Here is a 23798-nt window from a genome sequence, read left to right as displayed (position 1 = left end):
CGGACGCCTACGGCGCAGCACCCCCGTTCGTCGCCCGCCACCAACCCTCAACGGACGCCTACGGCGCAGCACCCCCGTTCGTCGCCCGCCACCAACCCTCAACGGACGCCTACGGCGCAGCACCCCCTTCCCGACGGGCAGCATCCACCGAACGCGTTCTGACCCCGACCCCCACCCCCTGCCCCAAGACCCAGCCGCCCAGCCCGGAGGAGGTCCGCAGCTGATGGGACTCGAAGAGAAACTGCCCGCCGGAGTCGCGCTCACCTCGGTCGAACAGGTCGTCGGCCTGGCCCGCAAGAGCTCGATGTGGCCCGCGACGTTCGGTCTGGCCTGCTGCGCCATCGAGATGATGTCCGTCGGCGGCCCGGACTACGACCTCGCCCGGTTCGGCATGGAGAAGTTCGGAGCGACCCCGCGCCAGGCCGACCTGATGGTGGTCGCCGGCCGGGTCAGCCAGAAGATGGCCCCGGTCCTGCGCCAGATCTACGACCAGATGCCCGAGCCCAAGTGGGTGATCGCGATGGGTGTCTGCGCCTCCAGCGGCGGCATGTTCAACAACTACGCGATCGTCCAGGGCGTGGACCACATCGTCCCCGTCGACATGTACCTGCCGGGCTGTCCGCCGCGGCCGGAGATGTTCTTGGACGCCGTGCTCAAGCTCCACGACAAGGTGCAGAACACCAAGCTCGGCGCCCACCGGGAGCAGGAGATCACCGAGACCGAGGAGCGGATGCTCCGCCGTTCGCTGCCCGTGGTGACCAAGGACTGACATGAGTAACGAGTACGAGCGCGATCGCGACGAGCCCGCGGAGAACCTCCCCGACCAGCGGGGGCGCGAGCGCTTGGCCGCACCGGTCAAGCGCACCGGCATGTTCGGGGCGAACACTACCGGCGACACCTCCGGGTTCGGCGGTCTGCAAGTGCGGGGGAGCGCTCCCGCCCACAGCCAGCGCCCCTTCACCGACCCCGAGGACCCGCGCACCGCGGACTTCGACCGGGTCGCGGACGACCTGGAAGCGGCACTCACCGAGATCGACAAGGAGGCCGACGTGGAGCGGGTGGAGGTCGCCTACGGCGAACTCACCTTCCACGTGCGCCGCGAAGGGCTCCTGGACCTGGTCCGCGTCCTGCGCGACGACCCGGCGCTGCGCTACGAGCTCTGCACGGGAGTGGCCGGGGTGCACTTCCCCGATGACGCCGGACGCGAGCTGCACGCCGTCTACCACTTCCGTTCGATCACCCACAACAGCGAGATCCGCGTCCAGACCACCTGTCCCGACGCCGATCCGCACATCCCCTCGATCGTGTCGGTCTACCCGACCAACGACTGGCACGAGCGCGAGGCCTGGGACTTCTTCGGGATGGTCTTCGACGGCCACCCGGCGCTGACCCGTATCCAGATGCCAGACGACTGGCACGGCCACCCCCAGCGCAAGGACTACCCGCTGGGCGGCATCCCGGTCGAGTACCGGGGCGCCACGGTGCCCCCGCCGGACGAACGGCGGTCCTACCAGTGAACCGCCAGACCAGGACCACGACACCGTTCATCCAGAAGGGAGGCACGGCATGACCGTCACCGAGGACTACATCGACGCCTCCGGTGGGGATTGGGACGACGTCATCGCGAAGGCCCAGGGCACCAGCGCCGAACGCCTCGTCGTCAACATGGGACCCCAGCACCCGTCCACGCACGGGGTGCTCCGGCTGATCCTCACACTGGACGGCGAAACGTGCACCGAGGCCCGTGTCGGTATCGGCTACCTGCACACCGGTATCGAGAAGAACCTCGAGTACCGGACCTGGACGCAGGGCACCACGTTCGTGACCCGCATGGACTACCTGACGCCCCTCTTCAACGAGACGGCGTACTGCCTCGCGACCGAGAAGCTGCTCGGCATCACCGACCGGGTCCCAGAGCGCGCCAACGTCATCCGGGTGATGCTCATGGAGCTCAACCGGATGGCCTCGCACTTCGTGGCCATGGCGACGTTCGGCATGGAGCTGGGCGCCACCACGATCATGACCAGCGGCTTCCGTGAGCGCGAGATGATCCTGGACATCTTCGAGCTCGTCACGGGCCTGCGGATGAACCACGCCTACGTCCGCCCCGGCGGCGTGGCGCAGGACCTGCCGCCCGGCACGGTCGGCAAGGTCCGGGAGCTTCTCAAGGAGATGCCGAAACGCATCAAGAGCATGCGCAAGCTCCTGGACGAGAACCCCGTATACCTGGCCCGGACCAAGGACGTGGCCTACCTCAACCTGCCCGGCTGCATGGCGCTCGGCGTGACCGGCCCGCTGGTGCGCGCTTCCGGCCTGGCCTGGGACCTGCGCAAGGCCAAGCCGTACTGCGGATACGAGGACTACGAATTCGACGTCCCGGTCTCCGACGGCGGCGACGTGTACGCCCGTTACCGGGTGCGCATGGCCGAGATGGAGGAGAGCCTCAAGATCGTCGAGCAGTGCCTCGACAAGCTCGAGCCCGGCCCCGTGATGATCGAGGACGCCAAGATCGGGTGGCCCGCCAAGCTGGCGCTCGGACCTGACGGCCTGGGTAACTCCCCGGACCACATCGCGCACATCATGAGCGGCTCGATGGAGGCGCTCATCCACCACTTCAAGCTGGTCACCGAGGGCTTCCGGGTCCCCGCGGGCCAGGTCTACACGGCCGTGGAGAGCGCGAAGGGCGAGCTGGGCTGCTACGCCGCCAGTGACGGGGGCACCCGCCCCTACCGCGTCCACTTCCGCGACCCCTCCTTCACCCACCTCCAGGCCGTCGCCGCCATGTGCGAGGGCGGGACGGTGGCGGACGTGATCGCGGCCGTGGCCAGTATCGACCCGGTGATGGGAGGCGTGGACAGGTGAGCGAGCACACCGTTCCGGAGAACAAGGACACCGAGGACACCGGTGCGGGCCACGGGGTCTTCACCGACACCGTAGTGGCGCGCCTGGAACAGGACGCCAAGGAGATCATCGCCCGCTACCCGAAACACCGGTCGGCGCTGCTCCCGCTCCTCCATCTGGTGCAGGCGGAGGAGGGACACGTCAGCAAGGCGGGGATGGAGTTCTGCGCCAACCAGCTGGACATCACCCTCGCAGAGGTCAACGCGGTCGCCACGTTCTACACCATGTACCGCCGCCGTCCGGGCGGGGACTACCAGGTGGGGGTGTGCACGAACACCCTGTGCGCGGTGATGGGCGGAGACGAGATCTTCTCCGCCCTCAAGGAGCACCTGGACGTCGCCAACGCGGAGACCACCGGGGACGGCAAGGTCACGCTGGAGCACGTGGAGTGCAACGCGGCCTGCGACTTCGCCCCGGTCGTGATGGTCAACTGGGAGTTCTTCGACAACCAGACCCCCGCCACCGCCATGCAGCTGGTGGACGACCTGCGCCTGGGCAAGGACGTCGCGCCCACGCGCGGACCCGACAGCCTCTGCACCTGGAAGCAGGCCTCGCGCGTGCTGGCCGGGTTCGACGACGGCCGCGCGGGCGAGGGCGTCCAAGCGGCGGCCCCGTCCCTGGCCGGACTCAAGCTGGCCCAGGAGCGCGGCTGGGAAGCGCCTGACCCGAACAACCTCCCTCGGCCCGCGGCCGACGACCAGGACGAGGAGGGCTCGAAGTGACTACCCTGACCCCGATCCTGTCCCAGAACTGGGACCGCCCCGACTCCTTCACGCTCGACGGCTACCGGGCGACCGGGGGCTACGAGGCCCTCCGCAAGACCGTCACGATGGACCCTGACGCCATCGTGGACCTGGTCAAGCAGTCCGGCCTGCGCGGCCGCGGCGGCGCGGGTTTCCCCACGGGGATGAAGTGGGGCTTCCTTCCCGCGGACAATCCCAATCCGCGCTACCTCGTGGTCAACGCGGACGAGTCCGAGCCGGGAACCTGCAAGGACATCCCGCTCATGCTCGCCAACCCGCACGTGCTGCTGGAAGGCGTGGCGATCGCCTCCTACGCGATCAAGTCCAGCCAGGCCTTCATCTACGTGCGCGGCGAGGTCGTGCACGTCATCCGCCGCCTGCGCCGAGCGGTCGACGAGGCCTACGAGGCCGGGCTCCTCGGCAAGGACATACTCGGCACCGGCTTCGACCTCGACGTGGTCGTCCACGCCGGGGCCGGTGCCTACATCTGCGGTGAGGAGACCGCCCTCCTGGACTCCCTGGAGGGCTACCGCGGCCAGCCCCGCCTCAAGCCGCCGTTCCCCGCCGTGGCCGGGCTCTACGCCTCGCCCACCGTGGTGAACAACGTCGAGTCCATCGCCAGCGTCCCCGGCATCGTCGCCAACGGCGCCGAGTGGTTCACGGCCATGGGCACCGAGAAGTCCGCCGGGTTCGGCTTCTTCTCCCTGTCCGGACACGTCGCCAACCCCGGCCAGTACGAGGCGCCGCTCGGGATCACGCTGCGCGAACTCCTCGACATGGCTGGCGGTATGCGCCCCGGGCACCAGCTCAAGTTCTGGACCCCCGGGGGATCGTCCACGCCGATCTTCACCGACGCACACCTGGACACCCCGCTCGACTTCGAGTCGGTGGGCGCCGCCGGGTCCATGCTCGGCACCCGCGCGCTCCAGCTCTTCGACGAGACCACCTGCGTGGTCCGCGCCGTCGGCCGCTGGATCGCCTTCTACGCGCACGAGTCCTGCGGCAAGTGCACGCCCTGCCGCGAGGGCAACTTCTGGATGGTCCAGGTCCTGGACCGGCTGGAGCGCGGTGAGGGCACCGAGGCCGACATCGACAAGCTCCTGCAGATCTGCGACAACCTGCTCGGCCGCTCGTTCTGCGCCCTGGGCGACGGTGCCGCGAGCCCCGTCATGTCGTCGATCCAGTACTTCCGCCAGGAGTACGTCGACCACTACGAGAAGGGCGGCTGCCCCTTCGACCACTCCAGGTCCACCCTCTGGGCGGACAAGCCGACCACTACGGAAGGGGGAGGGAACCAGTGACCGTCACCTCCAACTCCTCCGGCGGGTCCTCCCCGGCCCCGCCCCCGGAGGACCTGATCACCGTCACCATCGACGGCTTCCAGATCCGGGTGCCGAAGGGAACGCTGCTGATCCGGGCCGCCGAACTGCTCGGCATCCAGATCCCCCGGTTCTGCGACCACCCGCTCCTCGACCCGGTCGGTGCCTGCCGCCAGTGCTTGGTGGAGATCCCCGACATGGGCAACGGGCGCGGGATGCCCAAGCCGCAGGCCTCCTGCACCATCACCGTGATGGAGGGGATGGTGGTCAACACCCACCTCACCTCCGAAGTGGCGGAGAAGGCCCAGCGCGGGATCATGGAGTTCCTGCTCATCAACCACCCGCTGGACTGCCCGGTCTGCGACAAGGGCGGCGAGTGCCCCCTGCAGAACCAGGCCATGTCCACGGGGCAGGGTGAGACGGAGTTCCTCGAGGTCAAGCGGACCTTCCCCAAGCCGATCGCCCTCTCCAGCCAGGTGCTGCTCGACCGCGAGCGCTGCATCCAGTGCGCGCGCTGCACGCGGTTCGCGGCACAGATCGCGGGCGACCCGCTCATCGAGCTGATGGAGCGCGGTGCCGAGGAGCAGGTCGGTATCGCCGAAGGCGAGCCGTTCAACTCCTACTTCTCCGGCAACACGGTGCAGATCTGCCCGGTGGGGGCGCTCACCGGTTCCGCCTACCGGTTCCGTTCGCGCCCCTTCGACCTGGTCTCCACCCCCAGCGTGTGCGAGCACTGCGCGGCCGGCTGCGCCCAGCGCACCGACCACCGCAGGGGCAAGGTCACCCGCCGCCTGGCCGGGGACGACCCGCAGGTGAACGAGGAGTGGAACTGCGACAAGGGCCGGTGGGCGTTCACCTACGCCACCCAGTCCGACCGCCTCTCCCGTCCCCTGGTCCGCGACGAGGACTCCCGGGCCCTCGAGTTCGCTTCTTGGCCCGAAGCGGTCGGTATGGCCGCCGAAGGGCTCAGCGCGGCCCGCGGCAACGTGGGTGTCCTGGTGGGCGGCCGACTCACCTACGAGGACGCCTACGCCTACGCCAAGTTCGCCCGCGTGGCGCTGGCCACCAACGACGTGGACGCCCGAGCCCGGCAGCACTCCGCGGAGGAGGCCGACTTCCTGGCCGCCCGGGTCGCCGGAACCCCGGTGGACACGGACTACACAGCACTGGAGAAGGCGCCCGCGGTCATGCTCGCCGGGTTCGAGCCCGAGGACGAGTCGCCCCTGGTGTTCCTGCGCCTGCGCAAGGGCACGCGCAAGCGCGACCTGAAGGTGTACTCGGTCGCCTCCCACGCCAGCCTCGGCCTCACCAAGACCAAGGGCACCCTGGTCCAGGCGGTCCCCGGCGACGAGGCCCGCGTCCTCAACGCCCTGGACGTGAACAACCCCGAGGTCGTCGAGGCGCTGGGGGAGGAGGGGGCGGTCATCCTCGCGGGTGAACGGCTCGCCGCCGTCCCCGGAGCCCTGACCGCCGCGTCGGCACTTGCCGAGCGGACTGGCGCCAAACTGGCCTGGGTCCCCCGCCGGGCGGGTGAGCGGGGCGCGATCGACGCGGGTGCGCTGCCGGGCCTGCTTCCCGGGGGCCGGCCGGTCGCCGACGCCTCGGCCCGCGCGGAGGTCGCCCGGGCCTGGAACGTGGGCTCCCTGCCGGAGACCCCCGGACGCGACACCGACGCGATCATCGCCGCGGCCGCCTCCGGCGAACTCGACGCGCTGATCATCGCCGGGGTCGAGCTCGACGACCTGCCCGACCCCGAGGCCGCCCGCGCGGCCCTGGCCAAGGTGCCGTTCATCGTCAGCTTCGAACTGCGCGCCAGCGACGTCACCGACCGCGCCGACGTGGTGTTCCCGGTAGCCGCCGTGGCCGAGAAGTCCGGCACGTTCCTCGACTGGGAGGGCCGCCACCGGCCGTTCGGCGACGCGCTCAAGGTGCCCGGGGCCCTGTCGGACCTGCGGGTCCTGTCCGCCGTCGCCGACGCGATGGACGTCCACCTGGGCCTGCCCGACTCCGACACCGCCTACGCCGAGCTGGCCGAGCTGGGGCCCTGGTCCGGGGAGCGGGCCGCCGGGCCCGCGGTCCGGCCGGCCGCGGTCCCCGAACCCGCCGCTGGACAGGCTGTGCTGTCCACCTGGCGGCAGCTGCTCGGCACCGGCCGGATGGAGGACGGCGAGCCGTACCTCGCCGGTACCGCCCGCCAGCCGCGCGCCTACCTGTCCAAGGCCACGGCCGACGAGGTCGGCGTGCCCGACGGCGGATCGCTCCGCGTCACCGGTGACCTCGGCTCGGTGACCGTCCCGGTGGTCGTCACCGAGATCGCCGACCGGGTCGTCTGGCTCCCGGCCAACGCCCACGGCTGCGACATCCGCCTTGACCTGGGCGGTACCGCCGGCCAGACGGTCGCCCTGGCCGCGCCCACCACCAACGGGAGGCAGCAGTGACCCCCGCCGCTCTCGACCCGAGCGTGCTCCACCTGGCCTCGGAGCGCACCCTGGACGCCTTCGGGAACGATCCCTGGTGGATCATCACGATCAAGGCCGTGGGGATCTTCGTCTTCCTCATGATCTGCGTGCTCATGATGATCATGGCCGACCGCAAGGTCATGGGGCGGATGCAGCAGCGCCACGGTCCGAACCGGATGGGTCCCTTCGGCCTCCTCCAGTCCCTGTTCGACGGCATCAAGCTCTCCCTCAAGGAGGACCTGATCCCGCGCGGGGTGGACCGGTTCGTCTACATCGCGGCACCCATGATCGCCGCCATCCCCGCCTTCATCGCCTTCGCCGTCATCCCGATCGGCGGCGAGGTGAACATGTTCGGGGTGACCACCCAGCTGCAGCTCACCGACCTGCCCATCGCCGCGCTGCTGGTCCTGGCCACCGCGGCACTCGGCGTCTACGGGTTCGTGCTCGGCGGCTGGGCCTCACAGTCCCCGTACGCCCTGCTCGGCGGCCTGCGCGCCTCCGCGCAGGTGATCAGCTACGAGATCGCCATGGGCCTGTCCTTCGTCGCGGTCTTCATCATGGCGGGGACGCTGACGATGTCCGGCATCGTCGAGGCCCAGGCGAACCTCTGGTTCGCGGTCCTGCTCCTGCCCTCCTTCCTCATCTACATCGTCACGATGATCGGCGAGACCAACCGGCTCCCGTTCGACCTGGCGGAGGGCGAGGGGGAGATCGTCGGCGGCTTCATGACCGAGTACGGCTCCATGAAGTTCACGATGTTCTTCCTCGCGGAGTACGTGAACATGTGCACCGTCGCCGCGGTGTCCGTGACGCTCTTCCTCGGCGGCTGGTACGCACCGCCCGGCGTCACCGCGATCTTCCCCGGCGCCAACGAGGGCTGGTGGACGGCCCTGTGGTGGCTGCTCAAGTTCATCGCGGTGATGTTCCTGTTCATCTGGGCCCGGGGCAGCCTCCCGCGCGTCCGGTACGACCAGCTGATGAAGCTCGGTTGGAAGGTCCTCATCCCGATCCAGCTCGTGTGGATCACCGGCGTCGCCGTCGTTCGCATGCTCGTCATCGACGGCGCCTCGCCGGTGGTCATCGCCGCGGTCGTCGCGGGCTTCACCGTCGCCACCGTCGCCGCGATCGCCGTCTGGGTCCGCTTCGTGCGCCGCGAGCGCGCGGAGGAGGCCCACCAGCGCGCCGACAACGCGCGCCGTGCCCACAAGGAACCCTCCTTCGGCGGGTTCCCGGTGCCCCCGAGCACCGCACCGCACTACGGCACCAGCGTGCCCGCGGAACCGTCGCGGACGGCCCCGGCCGCCACCGCCGAACGCAACCAGAAGAAGGGGGAGGTTACCGGTGCTTGATTGGCTCAACCCCGTCAAGGGTTTCGGTGTCACCTTCCACACGATGTTCAAGAAGGTGCCGACCGTCGAATACCCGGAGGTCAAGCGCCCCACGGCGCCGCGCTTCCACGGACGGCACCAGCTGAACCGGTGGGCCGACGGCCTGGAGAAGTGCATCGGGTGCGAACTGTGCGCCTGGGCCTGCCCGGCCGACGCCATCTACGTGGAGGCCGGTGACAACACCGAGGACGACCGGTACTCGCCCGGCGAACGGTACGGGCGCGTCTACCAGATCAACTACCTGCGCTGCATCCTGTGCGGCCTGTGTGTGGAGGCCTGCCCGACACGGGCCCTCACCATGACCAACGAGTACGAGATCTCCGACGACAGCAGGCAGAGCCTGATCTGGACGAAGGAGCAGCTGCTCGCCCCGCTCAGGGAGGGCATGGAGGAGCCGCCCCACCCGATGCGGCTCGGTGAGACCGAGCAGGACTACTACGCCACCGGGCGGGGTCAGCACGGGACGCAGGACCGGCCGGGGAGCACGGAGGCAACCAGTTGAACCCGCTGACCCCCGACTCCCCCATGCTGTACCTCGCTGACGCCGAGGCCGGAACACCCATCGGTTCGGGTGAGACCGCGGTCTTCTGGGTCCTGGGCACGATCATCGTGTTCGGCGCCCTGGGCGTGGTCTTCTCCCGCAAGGCCGTCCACTCGGCCATGTCGATGGCGCTGGCCATGGTCGGCCTGGCGATCTTCTACGGCATCAACGAGGCGCCGTTCCTGATGGTCGTCCAGATCGTCGTCTACACCGGCGCCGTGCTCATGCTGTTCCTGTTCGTGCTGATGCTCGTCGGCGTCAGCTCCGCGGACTCCCTGGTGGAGACCCTGCGCGGACAGCGGCTCATGACCGCGATCGTCGCGATCAGCTTCATCGGCGCCCTGGCCACCGGGATCACCCGAATCGCCGTGGGCGACCCGGTCGGGATGGAGGCCGGGGCCGCCCAGGCCGGCGGCACCATCCCCTGGATCGGAGCCGAGCTGATCCTGCGCTACGTGGTGGCCTTCGAGGCCACCGCCGCGCTGCTCGTCACCTCGGTGCTGGGGGCCATGGTCCTCGCGCACACAGCCCGCATCGGCAAGCGCCGCACCCAGCGGGAGATGTCCGAGGAGCGGATCCGCGGCGACCACCCGACGCCGATGCCCGGACCCGGGACCTACGCCCGGCACAACGCGATCGACATGCCCGCGCTGCTGCCCGACGGCACGGTCTCCCAGCTGTCCCTCAACCCGGTCCTCACCGCCCGCGACCCCGAGTACCAGTCGGAGGTCCCGAGCGAAGTCCAGGCCGGCCGGACCGCGCTCCCCGGCGGGGCGTCCGACTCGGCCAGCTCCAAGGAGGGCGTGCCGATCGCCGAAGACGCCGACGGCGGTGACCGGGACGGCGGTGCCGACGGCGGTGACCGCGAGGAGAACGGCAACGGCAACGACAAGGGACAGGAGGGCGGTTCCTAGTGGACCCGATGAACTACATCGTCCTCGCGGCGCTTCTGTTCACCATCGGCGCGGTCGGCGTGCTCGTCCGACGCAACGCGATCATCGTCTTCATGTGCGTGGAGCTCATGCTCAACGCCTGCAACCTGGCGTTCGTCGCGTTCGCCCGGATGCACGGGGACATCGAGGGGCAGGTCGTCGCCTTCTTCGTGATGGTCGTGGCCGCCGCCGAGGTGGTCGTCGGCCTCGCGATCATCATGCAGATCTTCCGAACCCGCAGGTCGGCGTCGCTCGATGACGCGAACCTGCTCAAGCACTAGAAGGCGACGTGGCAGTGACACAACATCACGCATACCTCGCCGCCGAACCCGTGGTGGCGACCGCGGCCGACAGCGCCGTGCTGTCGAACGCCTGGCTACTGATCGCCCTGCCACTCGTGGGCGCGGCGATCCTGTTGCTGGGCGGGCGGCGCACCGACGGGTGGGGGCCCTTCCTGGCCACCGCCCTGCCGATCGGCTCCTTCGTCTGGGCCCTGCTGGCCCTGTTCGAACTCCTCGGCCGGGGCGCGGCGGACCGCAGCGTCTCCGTCCCCGTCTACGAGTGGTTCGCGGCCGGTGACTTCTCCGCCCAGGTCAACCTCCTGGTGGACCCGCTCTCGATCAGCTTCGTCCTGCTGATCACCTTCGTCGGCTCGCTCATCCACATCTACTCGCTCGGCTACATGTCCGACGACCCCGAGCGCCGACGGTTCTTCGCCTACCTCAACCTGTTCGTCGCGGCCATGCTCGTGCTGGTCCTCGCGGACAACTTCGTCCTGCTGTTCCTCGGCTGGGAGGGTGTGGGCCTGGCCTCCTACCTGCTCATCGGGTTCTGGCAGTACAAGCCCGCGGCCGCCACCGCGGCGAAGAAGGCGTTCCTGATCAACCGCGTGGGCGACATCGGACTGCTCGTGGCGATCATGATCATGTTCACCGTGCTCGGCGCGGTGAGCTTCAGCGACGTCTTCGCCGCGGTTCCCGGCGCCAGCGACGGCATCCTCCTCGCGATCGGGCTCCTCCTGCTCCTGGGCGCCTGCGGCAAGTCCGCGCAGCTCCCGCTCCAGGCGTGGCTGCTCGACGCGATGGAGGGCCCCACCCCGGTGTCGGCGCTCATCCACGCCGCCACCATGGTCACCGCCGGTGTGTACCTCATCGTGCGCGCCGGTCCGATCTTCGAGGGCGCCCCCGTCGCCCAGACCGTCGTGATGGCTGTCGGCGCCGCCACCATGCTGGCCGGCGGGATCATCGCCTCGGCCAAGGACGACATCAAGAAGTCCCTGGCCGGATCCACGATGAGCCAGATCGGCATGATGGTGCTGGCCGCCGGGCTCGGCCCGATCGGCTACGTCGCCGCCATCGCGCACCTGATCACGCACGGCTTCTTCAAGGCCGGACTGTTCCTCGGCGCCGGTTCGGTCATGCACGGCATGAACAACGACGTCGACATGCGCAAGTACGGCGGGTTGGCGTCGAAGATGCCGATCACCTTCGCCACCTTCGGCCTCGGCTACCTGGCCATCATCGGTGTCCCGTTCCTGTCCGGCTGGTGGACCAAGGAGAGCATCATCTCCGCCACCTTCGGCCTCGGCGGCACGGAAGGGATGGTCTTCGGTACCGCCGTCATCGTCGGGGCCGCGCTCACCGCCTTCTACATGTCGCGGATGGTCTTCATGACCTTCCTCGGCAAGAAGCGCTGGGACGAGGACGCGCACCCGCACGAGTCGCCCGTGAGCATGACCGCGCCCATGGTGGTGCTGTCCATCGGCTCGCTGGTCCTCGGTGCCTTCCTCGTGTTCGGCGACCGCTTCGCGGGGTTCCTCGCCCCGGCCGTCGGCGCCGAGCCGCACAGCTTCGACGTGGCGCACGCCTTCACCGCCCCCTACGGCATCGCCGCCCTGGCGGTACTGGTCCTCGGTGTGGCGCTCGCGTGGTTCATGTACCTGCGCCGACCCGTGGCCCGCACCGCCCCCAAGGGCAACCTCGTCACCAACGCGGCCCGCAACGAGCTGTACGGCAACGAGATCAACGAGGGCCTGTTCATGCGGCCCGGCCAGGTGGCCACCAAGGCCATGGTCGTGATCGAGGACAAGGTCATCGACGGCGCGGTCAACGGGATCGGTACCGGGGTCAGCGACTCCTCCACCGGGCTCGGCAGGACACAGACCGGGTTCGCCCGCACCTACGCGCTCACCATGCTCCTCGGCGCCGTCATCGTCGCCGCGACGCTGGTTGTGAGGTTCTAGACAATGATCCCCTGGCTCACTCTCGCGATCGCGCTTCCCGCGATCGGCGCGGCCGTCCTCTGGGCACTGCCGCGCGTCCAATCCGCGTCGGCAGGCGCCCCAGCGGCCGCGACCACCGGCGCGGCCCATGCGGGTTCGGGCACCGGCACCGATGCGGGTACCGGTACCGCCACCAAGGTCCGCCCCGCCACCGGCGGCGGACACGACCCCGCCCTGACCACCAAGCGCCTGGCGCTGGGCTTCTCGGTCGCGACCCTGCTCCTGGTCGTGGCCATGGCCCTGAACTTCGACACCGCCGGGGCGGGCGGCCTCCAGTTCGAGGAGGTGCACCCGTGGATCCCCTACTTCGGCATCCACTACGCCGTCGGGGTCGACGGCATCGCCCTGGTGCTGATCCTGATGTCCGCGGTCCTGGTGCCGCTGGTCATCCTGGCCGCCTGGAACGAGCACGCGGACCGGGCGGACGGCGGGCGCGGCTACTTCGCCCTCATCCTCGTCCTCGAGGCGATGATGATCGGTGTCTTCGCCGCCACCGACGTCTTCCTGTTCTACGTGTTCTTCGAGGTCATGCTGATCCCGGTCTACTTCATGATCGGGCGCTACGGACGCGGTGCCGACCGCGCCAAGGCCGCGATGAAGTTCCTGCTGTACAGCCTCGCCGGCGGCCTCATCATGCTGGTCGCGGTGATCGGCGTGTACGTCATCGGCGGTACGTTCCTGTGGACCGAGCTGACCGACCCGGGCGGCGCCCTCGCGGCGATCGACCCGGCCACGGCGCGCTGGCTCTTCCTCGGGTTCTTCATCGCCTTCGCCATCAAGGCGCCGATGTGGCCGGTGCACACCTGGCTGCCCACCTCGGCCGGGTCCTCGAGCCCTGGCACGGCGGTGCTGCTGGTCGGTGTCCTGGACAAGGTCGGCACCTACGGCATGCTCCGGTACTGCCTGGAGCTGTTCCCGTCCGCCGTGTCCTGGTTCGTGTGGCCCGTGGTGGCGCTGAGCCTGGTGAGCATCGTGTACGGGGCGGTCCTCGCGATCGGCCAGAGCGACATGATGCGCCTGATCGCCTATACCTCGGTGTCCCACTTCGGGTTCATCACGCTGGGCATCTTCGCCCTGACGGAGCAGGCCCAGGCCGGCGCGGCGCTCTACATGGTCAACCACGGCTTCGCCACCGGCGCCCTCTTCCTGGTAGTGGGCTTCCTGATCGCCCGCCGGGGGAGCGCGCGGATCGAGGACTACGGGGGCGTGCAGAAGGTCGCGCCCAGGCTCGCCGGGGTCTTCCTGATCGCGGGGCTCGCCGGTCTGGCACTGCCGGGCCTGGCACCCTTCGTCAGCGAGTTCCTGGTGTTCGTCGGCGTGTACGCCTTCAACCCGGTCCCGGCGATCATCGCGGCGTCCGGTGTGGTCCTCGCGGCGCTCTACATCCTGTGGATGTACCAGCGCACGATGACCGGCCCCACCCCGGAGAAACTCTCCAAGGTGTCGGACCTGTCCGGGCGCGAGATGTGGGCGGTCGGCCCGCTGGTCGCCCTGATCATCGCGTTCGGCGTCTACCCGCAGCCCCTGCTCAACGTGATCAACCCCGCCGTCGAACGCACCGTGGAGGCCGAGGCCGACACTGAGGTGGCGGTCGCGGAGGGCGACGAGGAAGGAGATGAGGAGTGATCCCCCTCAACCTCGCGGACGGGGCACCCGAGCTCCACGGCATCACCACCGAGGCACCGAGCCTGGACTGGTGGCTGCTGGCCCCCTTCCTCCTGCTTCTCGGCGCCGGTGTGCTGGCCGTGCTGTTCGAGGCCTTCCTGCCCAAGCGCAGCCTCCGCGCCGTGCAAGTCACCCTCGCGGCGGTCTCCCTGCTGGTCACCTTCGTCCTGCTGGTCTTCCAGGTGGAGGCCGTGGGTGACGGCGTGACGGTCGCCAACGGCGTGCTGGCGGTGGACCGCACAGTGCTCTTCTTCCAGGGCACCATCACCGTGCTGGCCCTGATCAGCCTCATGCTGATCGCTGAACGGCGGGACGGCCTGGACGCCTTCTCCGCACAGGCGGCCACGGTCCCGGGCAGCGAGGAGGAGCGCAGGCACATCCTCGCGGGTTCCCAGCACACCGAGGTCTACCCGCTGGTGCTGTTCGCGGTGCTGGGCATGCTCATGTTCCCGGCCTCGAACGACTTCCTCATCATGTTCATCGCCCTCGAGGTGATGAGCCTGCCGCTGTACCTGCTGTGCGGGCTGGCCCGCCGCCGTCGCCTCTTCTCGCAGGAGGCCGCGGTCAAGTACTTCCTCCTGGGCGCGTTCTCCTCGGCGTTCTTCCTGTTCGGTATCGCCATGGTGTACGGCTATGCCGGCTCGGTGAACTTCGGGGTGATCCGCCAGGCCGTCGAGGCGGGCGGCGCCGAGATCTTCCAGGACGGCAACGGCGAGCCGCTGCTGCTCATGGGTATCGGCCTGGTCGCCATCGGCCTGCTGTTCAAGGTGGGCTCCGTGCCCTTCCACAGCTGGAAGCCGGACGTCTACCAGGGGGCGCCGACCCCGATCACCGCGCTGATGGCCTCCTGCACCCTGGTGGCCGCGTTCGGTGCGCTGCTGCGGGTGTTCTTCGTGCCGTTCGGCACCTCGGTCGCGATCTGGGAGCCGATGCTGTGGACGGTGGCCATCCTGACGATGGTCGTCGCCGCGGTCGTGGCCGTCACCCAGCGGGACGTCAAGCGGCTGCTGGCCTACTCGTCGGTGGTGCACGCCGGGTTCATCCTCACCGCCGTGGTGGCGGGCAGCGTCGAGGGGCTCGCGGGCGCCATGTTCTACCTGGCCGCCTACGGTTTCACGACGCTGGGCGCGTTCGCCGTCGTCACCCTGGTCCGTACCAGGGACGGCGGTCAGGAACTGGGCGACATCGACCGGTGGGCGGGCCTGGGGCGCCGTTCCCCCGGTCTGGCGCTGGCCCTGTCGCTGTTCCTGCTGGCGTTCGCGGGCATCCCGCTCACGAGCGGGTTCATCGGCAAGTTCGCGGTGTTCGAGGCCGCCGTCGCGGCCGGTGCGACCCCGCTGGTCGTCATCGGTGTCCTCAGCAGCGCCGTCACCGCGTACTTCTACGTCCGGATCATCGTTGTGATGTTCTTCCGGGATGCTGAGGACGACGGTCCCACGGTCGCTCGGGCGGGCGTTCTCACCGGCGGTGTGATCACCGTGGGTGTGGCCGCGACGCTCGGGCTCGGGATCTTTCCGGGCCCCGTTCTGGACCACCTTCTGCCGTCCTCTGAGACCGGTCAGGAGCCCGCTGCGGTCATGGTTGACCAGGTCATGGCGGACAGGGGCGAGCCGTGACCATCGACCCGGGTGTGGCTTTGGACGATCATTCCGGGTCGGATACCGTGGCAAGTCGGATCATGTTCATGTGCTGAGCGTGTGGCGGCCCCCTTTCGAGGGGGCCGTCCGCACGCCCGTTCAACAGGTGGAGCTTTACGGTGAGCGGTGCTGTCCCGAGCGGGTTTCTCGCTCTGCCGAGAGTCGACCCGGCCCTCGCCCGCCAGGTCCAGGACGATCTCGACAAGGTCGAGGACCTCCTGCGTGAGGTGGTGCGGTCCAGCGACCCGATGCTGACCGAGGCCGCCTCCCACCTGCTGGAGGCAGGGGGTAAGCGCTTCCGGGCCATGCTGGTGCTGCTCGCGGCCCACTTCGGAGACCCCCGGGTCCCCGACCTCATCCCGGCGGCGGCCGTGGTCGAGCTGACCCACGTCGCCACGCTCTACCACGACGACGTCATGGACGAGGCGGACCTGCGCCGCGGAAAGCCCAGCGCCAACCAGCGCTGGGGCAACAACGTCGCCATCCTCACCGGCGACTTCGTGTTCGCCAAGGCCTCCATCCTGCTGGCCGATCTCGGTACCGAGGCGGTCCGTCTCCAGGCGGTGACCTTCGCCCGCCTGGTCCAGGGCCAGATCCTGGAGACCTCCGGTCCGCGCGACGGGATGGACGCGCTGGACCACTACCTCAACGTCATCGACGACAAGACCGCGTCGCTGATCGCCGCCTCCGCGGAGTTCGGCGGCATGTTCGGCAAGGTCGACCCGGAGACGGTGAGCACCCTGACCCGCGCCTGCGACGCGCTGGGCATGGCCTTCCAGCTCGCCGACGACATCCTGGACGTGGCCAGCGAGAGCGCCGATTCCGGCAAGGTCCCCGGCACCGACCTGCGCGAGGGCGTGCTCACCCTGCCGATGTTCTACGCGATGCGTTCGCGGGATCCGGCCGACGAGCACCTGAAGTCGCTGCTGGGCCGCCCCCTGGACGACACCGAGGCCGAAGAGGCGCTGGCGCTGCTGCGCCCGCACCCGGCCATGGCCGAGGCCGACGCCACGCTGCGGCGTTGGGCAGCCAAGTCCCGCCAGGAGCTGGAGACCCTGCCGGACGTCCCGGCCCGGACCGCCTTCCTGTCCCTGTGCGACTACGTGGTGGAACGCACCGGCTGACCCGGCCCGAGCCGGGGTTGCCCCAGAACCTCCGAAGGCCCTCGCCACCCTCTCCTCAGGGCGGCGAGGGCCTTCGCGCTCTCCGGGTGTGTCTTTGACATGGATATGAACGTACGTACAATAATTATGTACGTGCGTTCAATTTCTGGGGGAGTCATGTCCGGCAAGCGAGTCCTGATCTCGGGCGGAGGGGTAGGTGGTCCGGCCCTGGCGTACTGGCTGCACCGGTACGGCTTCCGGCCGACCATCGTGGAGAAGGCCTCAGAAGTGCGCACCGGCGGCTACCGCCTCCAGATCGAGGGCGCCGGGATCGACGCCCTGCGCCGGATGGGGATGCTGGCAGAGCTCCGGCCACGCGGCGGCTCCCCTCCGGGGGAGCTCCGCTTCGACTACGGCGGGCGCCGGGAGGTCGTGGTTCCGGGGGCTTCACTGGTCTCCGCGGAAGACGGTTTGGCGATTCGGCGGGGCGAACTCTGCGACGTGCTGTACCGGAACGTCCGCGGCCGCGTCGAGTACCTGTTCGACGACTCCGTGATCGGTCTCCAGCAGTCGGACGACGGAGTCGCCGTGCGGTTCCAGAACCGGGAACCGCGCGACTTCGACCTGGTCATCGGGGCAGACGGCATCCACTCCAACACCCGGTCCCTGGTCTTCGGCCCAAAGGAGCGGTTCCGCCGGTACCTGGGGACCAATATCGCGCTCTTCGACCTGGACAACGACCTCGGTCCGCTGAACCGCGTGATCGGCAGGATCCGGCCCGGACGCGGGTCCCTGGTCGTCCCGTTCCCCGGCGGCGACCGACTGGAGTGCACCCTCATCACCCGGGACCGGGAACCCCTGGACGACGTGGAACGCTACAAGGACTCACTCCTCGAGCGCTTCGCCGAAGACGGCCCGGAAGCGGCACGCCTGCTGGCCGCGATGGACGACAGCCGCGTCACCCATGTCTCACCCACCGTCCAGATCCACATGGACTCCTGGACCAGCGGCAGAGTGGCCCTACTCGGAGACGCCGGCTACTGCCCGGATCCGATGACGGGCCAGGGGAGCACCCTCGCCCTCGTTGGCGCGTGCGTCCTGGCCGGTGCACTCGCTCGGGCCGACGGTGACCAGAGGATCGCCTTCCCCGCCTATGAGGCCGCCATGAGGGACTTCGTCGACGCCAACCTCGCTTGGGGCGGCCAGAACACCGCGATGGTGGCACCGGACACGGGGCCCGTGGGTCTGCGCCTGCGGTCCTGGTTCTACGGCGCTCTCACCCGGGTGGCCTCCCGACTGGGAACGCCTGAGAGCACGCGGCGGGCCTACAACTTCCCGCTCGCCCAACACGTCCTCGTCTGACACGGCGACGGCGCCGCCCCGGTGCGTGGGGCGGCGCCGTGCGGAGTTGCGGGCCGGGGATCAGCTCACGACGGGCAGGGCCTCGGAGCCGGGCAGGTCCATGAAGGTCGGGTGCTCGGTCATGCCCTCGGGGGTCTCGGGCTCGGGGCCGCCGCCCTCGATGGACACGAGGTCGCTGGTGTCCACCTGGTCCAGCAGGTCGCCCTCGGTCAGCCCGGCCACCAGGTCCTCGGCGGTCTCGGTGTTCACGCCCTCGGCCACCTGGGGCAGCTGGGCCTCCGACAGCGGACCGTTCAGGGACACCGGGTCGGTGCCTTCGTCGTCGCTCACACCGGTCACCAGGGCGTCGGTCAGGTCGCCGACCCCCGGGGCCTCGGGCGCAGCGCTCTGGTGGACGGTCTCTTCGCCGTCCTCCCAGTTGCGGTTGCCGACCATGTCCAGAACCTCCTCCTCGCCGAGGTTCACGTAGTTGTCGGCGGTCAGCTCGGTGGACTCCACAACCTCCTGGAGCTGGTTGGGCGTCTCCAGGCCGAAGCCGGCGGCCAGGTCCCACATGTTGGGTGCGGTGGGCACGGCCTGGCTCATGGGCTCGGTCAGGTCCTGGCCGCCGTCCGCGTCCAGGACGTTGAGCTCTTCGAGTGCCAGTGCGTTGTCACCGGTCAGTTCGGTGACGTCGGTGAGTGAGGGCGCTTCGCTCAGCTCGGGCAGGCGCTGGCCCTCGAGGCCGGGTGCCTGAGCGGAGTCCAGCTCGGGCAGCGTGACCATCTCGTCCCGCAGCTCAGCCACGGACTCCACCGTGTGCGGCAGCAGCTCGTTGGCCGTGTCCTCCAGCGAGCCGCCCGTCTCGCGTGCGGTGTCCTCCAGCGCCACGCTGGTGTCCTCGGCCGTGGCCTCCAGTGCCTCGCCCGCGGACTGGCCGACGGTCTGGTTCGGGTTGCCGTCCAGGCCGGTGCGGCTCTGGGTCTCGGCGACGGTGTCGGCCAGCGGAGACCCGGGCAGCGGCGCGGCCAGGTCGGGCGCGGACTTCTCGGGGTCGTGCGCCGTCTCCTGGAGCTCGCTCAGGGCGTCCCCGGCCACGGGGGTGACCCCCTCAGGGGCCAGCTCGTTCATGGTCGGGGCCACGCCCTCGACGAGTGCGCGCTCGACGGTGGGGGCGACCTCGTGCACGGGGGTCTCCATGCCCTCCGCACCGGCGACACCCGCGCCGAGTGCGACGAAGCTCGCGGCGCCCGCGGCGAGGAGTACGGCTCGGGCGGAGTAACGCTTGGTCTGCGTCATGGGGTTCCTTCAGCTCTGGTTGACGGGTCGGCCGCGACGTCGTGGGCAGCGGCCGGGCGAAGCCGGGGGCGGACCACCGGCTGACGTGAATCACGTGAACGCGGGCACGGGACTCAGGTCAGCTCCCAGGCAGGCTGCGGGCTGGGAACGGTCCGGGCGCGCAAGAGGGGCGCCTGGCGGTGGGACCGTTCGCTAGTCGGGCGAGACCGTAGGGTCGTCGGCCGCGTCGGCGGGCACAGGGTGCAGGCGGTGGGCGGCCAGGGGTACCGCGTCAGAGACCGGTGCGGGCAGGAGCGCCGAGCTGAGGTAGCCGGCGACGGCGGGCGCGGGTGCCGGGCCGTTGGCGGTGGGCGCTGCGGTGCCGGAGGCCGACAGGGTGTGGTGGTGCTCGGAGGCGCGGTCCGCGGGGTTCACCGACTCGACCGGGGCTGCGGTGGCGGCGGGCATCGACCTGTGGTGCTGGGTGAGCGCGGAGGCGTGTTCGGAACCGGTCGGGCCGGTATCGGCCTCGGGCGCCTCGGTGCCCTGAGCGTCTTCGGTGTCCTCGGCGGACTCTTCCTGCTCGGGCTCGGCCTCCTCAACGGACGAGGGGGCCGGTTGGCTGGAACCGGTGACCGGTAGTGCGGGGACGAGACCCCCTTCGGCCGCGTCCTCGCGGGTACGGTCGATCTCCTGGACGACGTCGCGGACCTCGCCGCGCACCTCACCGCCGACCTCGGACAGGCTTGCCGGTGCGGGCCGGCTGGTTGCGGCCGCCGCGGTGTCCTCCAGGCCCTGGTGCACGGTGCCGAGGGTGTCGGTCACCGGTTCGGTGACCTCCTCCGGCACGATCCGTTCCAGGTCGGGCGCCTCGCCGAGGCCGGTTTCCCGGTCCTGTTCCGCGTCCCGTTCCCCGTTCTGGGGGAGGATCCCGGTGACGGCGGTCCCGTCGCCGCCGGCGTCCGTTTCGGCCTGGGCCGGAGCGGCCAGGAACAGCCACAGTACGGCGAGGAAGGCGCCGACCAGGAGTGGCAGGCCGATGAAGGCGGGGGTCACCGCGCGCGCAACCGAGACGGCACGGAGCGCGCCGGTTCGGCTGGTGCGAGGCATCAAGGGGGACCCTCCGGGACGTAAGGCCAGGTCGGGGCGGGACAGAGTCGACGCCCACAACTCGACGTTAGCACAACGTCACTAAGGGTAGCTTGGAGTGGCCGAAACTAGGTCACCCGGCTCACCCTCGTGGACCGGGGGAAGGAGAGGGGGCGGGAGCGGATTCGGGGTGCGGGGGATCCGGTGGCCGCTCGGCCTCCTCGGTTCCCTGGAGGCCTCCGGCGTCCGCGGCCTTCCGGGCGTTCGCGGCCGCAGCAGCTCTCGCAGCGGACTGGTTCCGGGAGTGCCGGATCTGGTCGAAGGCGAACACGCACACGGCCAGCCAGACGAGCACGAAACCCACCCAGCGGCTCAGCGGCATCTCCTCTCCTTGGAGCAGCCAGCCGATCAGGAACATCATGGTCGGCGCGATGAACTGGAGCATGCCGATCACGCTCAGCGGGACCTTGCGCGCGGCCAGGCCGAACAGGAGCAGGGGGAGTGCGGTGACGAAGCCGCCGCCCACCAGCAGGGCCGTGTGTCCGGGGGAGACCGAGAAGGTGGTGCCCGCGCCGGCGGCCTCGAGGTAGACCACGAACCCCAGGGCCGGCAGGAACATCACCAGGGTCTCGACGGTGAGGCTCTGCATCCCGTCCAGGTCCACGTACTTCTTCACCGCGCCGTAGGCGGCGAAGGACGCGGCCATGAGCAGGGACAGCCAGGGGGTGGAGCCGTAGGCGACCGTCATCACCCCGACCGCCGCGACCCCGAAACCGACCGCCACCCACTGGGCGGCGCGCAGCCGTTCGGCGAAGAAGACCACGCCGAGGCAGACCGTCATCAGCGGGTTGATGAAGTAGGCCAGTGAGGCCTGGAGGGTCTGGATGGTGGAGACCGAGTAGATGAACCCCCACCAGTTCACCGAGATGAGCACCGCGGCGGCGGCGACCGGGAGCAGGCGCCTGGGGCTGCGCAGCACCTGGGGCAGCCAGGACCAGCCGCGCCGGGCCACGAGCAGGACGACGCACATCGCGAGGAGTGCCCACACCATGCGGTGGGCGAGGACCTCGGTGGGTTCGGAGGCGGAGAGGAAGGGCCAGTAGAGGGCCGCGAAGCCCCACAGGAGGAAGGCGCTGGCCCCGAGGGCGACGCCGCGGTTGGAGTCCGACACAACCGTAATCGTAGGACGAATCTCTGCCCCTGTCTCCCCATATCTCCCGACCTGTGGACAACTCCACGAGGCAGGGGTGTGTACCGGGCCCGTTCCGGAGGCACGGTTGCCCACAGGCTGGGCACCTTTCCGGGAAGCCCTGGACCCGCCGGATAACCTGGAGGCATGTTCGGTAGAAAGACCACGATGGTCGACCCCGCCCGCGCACTGCCCGGCCGCGACACCGAGATGCCCGTGCCCTTCGGGCACACCGTGCTGGGGACCCAGCTCACCCCGCCCTACCCGGAGGGCAGCGAGATCGCCGACGTGGCGATGGGCTGCTTCTGGGGCGCCGAGCGCGTCTTCTGGCAGCTGGGCACGGAGCGCGGGATCATCACCACCGCCGTGGGCTATGCGGGCGGTTACACGCCCAACCCCACCTACGAAGAGGTGTGCTCCGGCCTGACCGGCCACACCGAGATGGCCCGGGTGGTCTTCGACCCGGCCAAGATCTCCTACCCCGAGATCCTCAAGGTGTTCTGGGAGGGCCACGACCCGACCCAGGGGATGCGCCAGGGCAACGACATGGGTACCCAGTACCGGTCGGCGATCTACTACCACTCCGAGGCCCAGCGGGAGGCCGCCGAGGCCACCCGCGACGCCTTCCAGCCGGTCCTGACCCGTTCGGGCCACGGCCCCATCACCACCGAGATCGCACCGCTCAAAGCCTTCTACTTCGCCGAGGACTACCACCAGCAGTACCTGTCCGACGCCAAGAACCCCAACGGCTACTGCGGCATCGGCGGAACCGGCGCCAGCTGCCCGATCGGTGTCGCCACGGCCGATGACTGAACACGGGCGCGGCCCGGCAGTCGAAGTGCGCCCCGCTCCGACAGCCCGGTTCCGCGCCCGGCCCGGGGCGGCGGGCTACTCGGGTTTTCCGGGCCGTCCGGACCGGAAACGTCGGACCAGCCAGGTCACCGCGGCGGCGAGAACGACCGATCCGGCGACCCCGGCGGCGAACGGAAGAGGTGCTCCGCCCCGGGGTTTCGGCCCTTCGTGCTCCGGCGCCCGCTCGCCACCCTCCGTGTCCGCCCGGCCGGGTACCACGGTGAGCATGGTCGCCAGGACGAGCAGCAGCAGTGACAGGCCCTGCGCGGCGATCAGCCCCGTGGCGACCTGGCCCACCGGCGTGAGCGGCCCGGGTTCGCCGCCGCCGATGAACACCATGAGCGTGTGGTAGTACACGTCCAGCCCTCTGCCGAGAGCCTGCTCGATACCTGCGACCGGGCCCGATATGTGCTGATATCCGCCGAATCGGACGCTGATCAGGTACATCGCCGTCGCGCTCGCCAGGTGAGCGAATACGGCCGCGCCGACGAAGACCCTGAACTCCTGGATCATCACTTGGGCTCGGCTCTGGCGCACCGGCAGAGCGGAGTGGAAGGACACGCCGTAGGATCCGAGCACGGCGTAGGCGACCACGGCCTCGGCAGCGAGCAGCATCGTGGTCGCCACCAGTAGAAAGCACAACCCCAGGGCGAGGGAATCGTTCCACGCCCGCAGAGCCGACTCGGGCTGTTGCGGTGCGGAAGCTATCGCCGCGACGTAGACCGCCGCGACCACCACCTGCACAGGCAGGGAGAAGAACAGGGCGCGAACGCCGGACAGTGCTCCAGCGGCCAGACGGTGGCCCCGGCGCGCGAGACGGTCCGCCCACCTTCGCAGCCGGTAGTCCTTGACCCCGAACGGAAGGAACGCGCCCCCGTTGCGGTCATAGGACCGGTGGAGCTCGGCCGTGCTGTGTGGCGGGGAGGCGACAAGATCCGCGACATATCCGGAACCGCGCGTGTACATCCACCGGATGGCACCGATAACGGCGATCAGTTTCAGCAGGGCGAAGGTCGTCAGCACCACGGTGACGACGATCATCCGCATCCCCCTCGATCGGGGCCGCCTTCCGACGCACTC

21 protein-coding genes are annotated in these 23798 nt (G+C 69.8%); 17 read left to right on the top strand and 4 right to left on the bottom strand.

Annotated elements, in window-relative coordinates:
• The 16 genes from ACYVD1_RS24965 to ACYVD1_RS24890 form a co-directional block, all read left to right on the top strand.
• On the top strand, positions 1–224 hold a 224-nt coding region (locus tag ACYVD1_RS24965; protein ID WP_460776931.1), incomplete at its 5' end, for a hypothetical protein.
• A complete protein-coding gene (locus tag ACYVD1_RS24960; protein ID WP_460757868.1) occupies positions 224–769 on the top strand; it encodes a NuoB/complex I 20 kDa subunit family protein in 546 nt (181 codons plus the stop codon). The genes ACYVD1_RS24965 and ACYVD1_RS24960, both read left to right, overlap by 1 nt.
• A gap of 1 nt (position 770) precedes the next feature.
• Positions 771–1517, top strand: a complete 747-nt coding sequence (locus ACYVD1_RS24955) for an NADH-quinone oxidoreductase subunit C (RefSeq protein WP_460776930.1) — start codon at positions 771–773, stop codon at positions 1515–1517.
• A 49-nt stretch (positions 1518–1566) separates the two neighbouring features.
• The gene (locus ACYVD1_RS24950) at positions 1567–2862 is read left to right on the top strand and encodes an NADH-quinone oxidoreductase subunit D (protein WP_460776929.1); all 1296 of its coding nucleotides are present in this window, start codon (positions 1567–1569) and stop codon (positions 2860–2862) included.
• Positions 2859–3623, top strand: a complete 765-nt coding sequence (gene nuoE / locus ACYVD1_RS24945) for an NADH-quinone oxidoreductase subunit NuoE (RefSeq protein ID WP_460776928.1) — start codon at positions 2859–2861, stop codon at positions 3621–3623. Before ACYVD1_RS24950 ends, nuoE begins: the two co-directional genes overlap by 4 nt.
• The gene (gene nuoF, locus ACYVD1_RS24940) at positions 3620–4945 is read left to right on the top strand and encodes an NADH-quinone oxidoreductase subunit NuoF (protein WP_460776927.1); all 1326 of its coding nucleotides are present in this window, start codon (positions 3620–3622) and stop codon (positions 4943–4945) included. The genes nuoE and nuoF overlap by 4 nt, the downstream gene beginning before the upstream one ends.
• Positions 4942–7401 (top strand): NADH-quinone oxidoreductase subunit G, encoded by a 2460-nt coding sequence (locus ACYVD1_RS24935; protein ID WP_460776926.1) that lies wholly within the window; start codon positions 4942–4944, stop codon positions 7399–7401. Before nuoF ends, ACYVD1_RS24935 begins: the two co-directional genes overlap by 4 nt.
• Entirely contained in the window at positions 7398–8771 is a 1374-nt protein-coding gene (gene nuoH, locus ACYVD1_RS24930; protein WP_460776925.1) for an NADH-quinone oxidoreductase subunit NuoH, read from the top strand. The genes ACYVD1_RS24935 and nuoH overlap by 4 nt, the downstream gene beginning before the upstream one ends.
• The gene (nuoI, locus tag ACYVD1_RS24925) at positions 8764–9312 is read left to right on the top strand and encodes an NADH-quinone oxidoreductase subunit NuoI (protein ID WP_460757887.1); all 549 of its coding nucleotides are present in this window, start codon (positions 8764–8766) and stop codon (positions 9310–9312) included. Before nuoH ends, nuoI begins: the two co-directional genes overlap by 8 nt.
• Positions 9309–10265 carry an NADH-quinone oxidoreductase subunit J gene (locus tag ACYVD1_RS24920; protein WP_460776924.1) on the top strand — a complete coding sequence of 319 codons (957 nt, stop codon included), beginning with the start codon at positions 9309–9311 and terminating at the stop codon, positions 10263–10265. The genes nuoI and ACYVD1_RS24920 overlap by 4 nt, the downstream gene beginning before the upstream one ends.
• Positions 10265–10564 (top strand): NADH-quinone oxidoreductase subunit NuoK, encoded by a 300-nt coding sequence (gene nuoK, locus ACYVD1_RS24915; RefSeq protein ID WP_017543069.1) that lies wholly within the window; start codon positions 10265–10267, stop codon positions 10562–10564. The genes ACYVD1_RS24920 and nuoK overlap by 1 nt, the downstream gene beginning before the upstream one ends.
• Positions 10565–10578: 14 nt before the next feature.
• Positions 10579–12525 (top strand): NADH-quinone oxidoreductase subunit L, encoded by a 1947-nt coding sequence (gene nuoL, locus ACYVD1_RS24910; protein WP_460776933.1) that lies wholly within the window; start codon positions 10579–10581, stop codon positions 12523–12525.
• Positions 12526–12528: 3 nt separating this feature from the next.
• A complete protein-coding gene (locus ACYVD1_RS24905; protein ID WP_460776923.1) occupies positions 12529–14190 on the top strand; it encodes an NADH-quinone oxidoreductase subunit M in 1662 nt (553 codons plus the stop codon).
• Entirely contained in the window at positions 14187–15845 is a 1659-nt protein-coding gene (gene nuoN / locus ACYVD1_RS24900) for an NADH-quinone oxidoreductase subunit NuoN (RefSeq protein ID WP_460776921.1), read from the top strand. Before ACYVD1_RS24905 ends, nuoN begins: the two co-directional genes overlap by 4 nt.
• A 140-nt stretch (positions 15846–15985) precedes the next feature.
• A complete protein-coding gene (locus ACYVD1_RS24895; RefSeq protein ID WP_460776920.1) occupies positions 15986–16990 on the top strand; it encodes a polyprenyl synthetase family protein in 1005 nt (334 codons plus the stop codon).
• Positions 16991–17146: 156 nt separating this feature from the next.
• On the top strand, positions 17147–18331 hold the full coding sequence (locus ACYVD1_RS24890) for an FAD-dependent monooxygenase (protein ID WP_460776919.1): 1185 nt from the start codon (positions 17147–17149) through the stop codon (positions 18329–18331).
• Between the two features lie 60 nt (positions 18332–18391).
• On the opposite strand, the gene ACYVD1_RS24885 is transcribed toward ACYVD1_RS24890, so the two are convergent.
• The 3 genes from ACYVD1_RS24885 to rarD all read right to left on the bottom strand — a co-directional run bounded on the left by ACYVD1_RS24885 (position 18392) and on the right by rarD (position 21848).
• On the bottom strand, positions 18392–19609 hold the full coding sequence (locus ACYVD1_RS24885) for a hypothetical protein (RefSeq protein WP_460776918.1): 1218 nt from the start codon (positions 19607–19609) through the stop codon (positions 18392–18394).
• Between the two features lie 192 nt (positions 19610–19801).
• On the bottom strand, positions 19802–20698 hold the full coding sequence (locus ACYVD1_RS24880; protein ID WP_460776917.1) for a hypothetical protein: 897 nt from the start codon (positions 20696–20698) through the stop codon (positions 19802–19804).
• A gap of 121 nt (positions 20699–20819) precedes the next feature.
• Entirely contained in the window at positions 20820–21848 is a 1029-nt protein-coding gene (gene rarD / locus ACYVD1_RS24875) for an EamA family transporter RarD (protein ID WP_460776916.1), read from the bottom strand.
• Positions 21849–22013: 165 nt separating this feature from the next.
• On the opposite strand from rarD, the gene msrA reads away from it, so the two are divergent.
• Positions 22014–22679 carry a peptide-methionine (S)-S-oxide reductase MsrA gene (gene msrA, locus ACYVD1_RS24870; protein WP_460776915.1) on the top strand — a complete coding sequence of 222 codons (666 nt, stop codon included), beginning with the start codon at positions 22014–22016 and terminating at the stop codon, positions 22677–22679.
• 75 nt (positions 22680–22754) lie between these two features.
• Here the strand turns inward: msrA and ACYVD1_RS24865 are convergent, their stop codons facing one another.
• Positions 22755–23759 (bottom strand): hypothetical protein, encoded by a 1005-nt coding sequence (locus tag ACYVD1_RS24865; protein WP_460776914.1) that lies wholly within the window; start codon positions 23757–23759, stop codon positions 22755–22757.
• Between the last annotated feature and the right edge of the window lie 39 nt (positions 23760–23798).

The organism is Nocardiopsis nanhaiensis (genome assembly GCF_054778635.1).
Note: the sequence above shows the minus strand (reverse complement) of the source record. Positions and strands in the feature narration are given on the sequence as shown.

Coding starts and splice junctions, on each gene's coding strand:
- ACYVD1_RS24960 (WP_460757868.1), top strand. CDS start 224: ATGGGACTCGAAGAGAAACTGCCCGCCGGAGTCGCGCTCACCTCGGTC.
- ACYVD1_RS24955 (WP_460776930.1), top strand. CDS start 771: ATGAGTAACGAGTACGAGCGCGATCGCGACGAGCCCGCGGAGAACCTC.
- ACYVD1_RS24950 (WP_460776929.1), top strand. CDS start 1,567: ATGACCGTCACCGAGGACTACATCGACGCCTCCGGTGGGGATTGGGAC.
- ACYVD1_RS24905 (WP_460776923.1), top strand. CDS start 12,529: ATGATCCCCTGGCTCACTCTCGCGATCGCGCTTCCCGCGATCGGCGCG.
- ACYVD1_RS24890 (WP_460776919.1), top strand. CDS start 17,147: ATGTCCGGCAAGCGAGTCCTGATCTCGGGCGGAGGGGTAGGTGGTCCG.
- ACYVD1_RS24885 (WP_460776918.1), bottom strand. CDS start 19,609: ATGACGCAGACCAAGCGTTACTCCGCCCGAGCCGTACTCCTCGCCGCG.
- ACYVD1_RS24880 (WP_460776917.1), bottom strand. CDS start 20,698: ATGCCTCGCACCAGCCGAACCGGCGCGCTCCGTGCCGTCTCGGTTGCG.
- msrA (WP_460776915.1), top strand. CDS start 22,014: ATGTTCGGTAGAAAGACCACGATGGTCGACCCCGCCCGCGCACTGCCC.
- ACYVD1_RS24865 (WP_460776914.1), bottom strand. CDS start 23,759: ATGATCGTCGTCACCGTGGTGCTGACGACCTTCGCCCTGCTGAAACTG.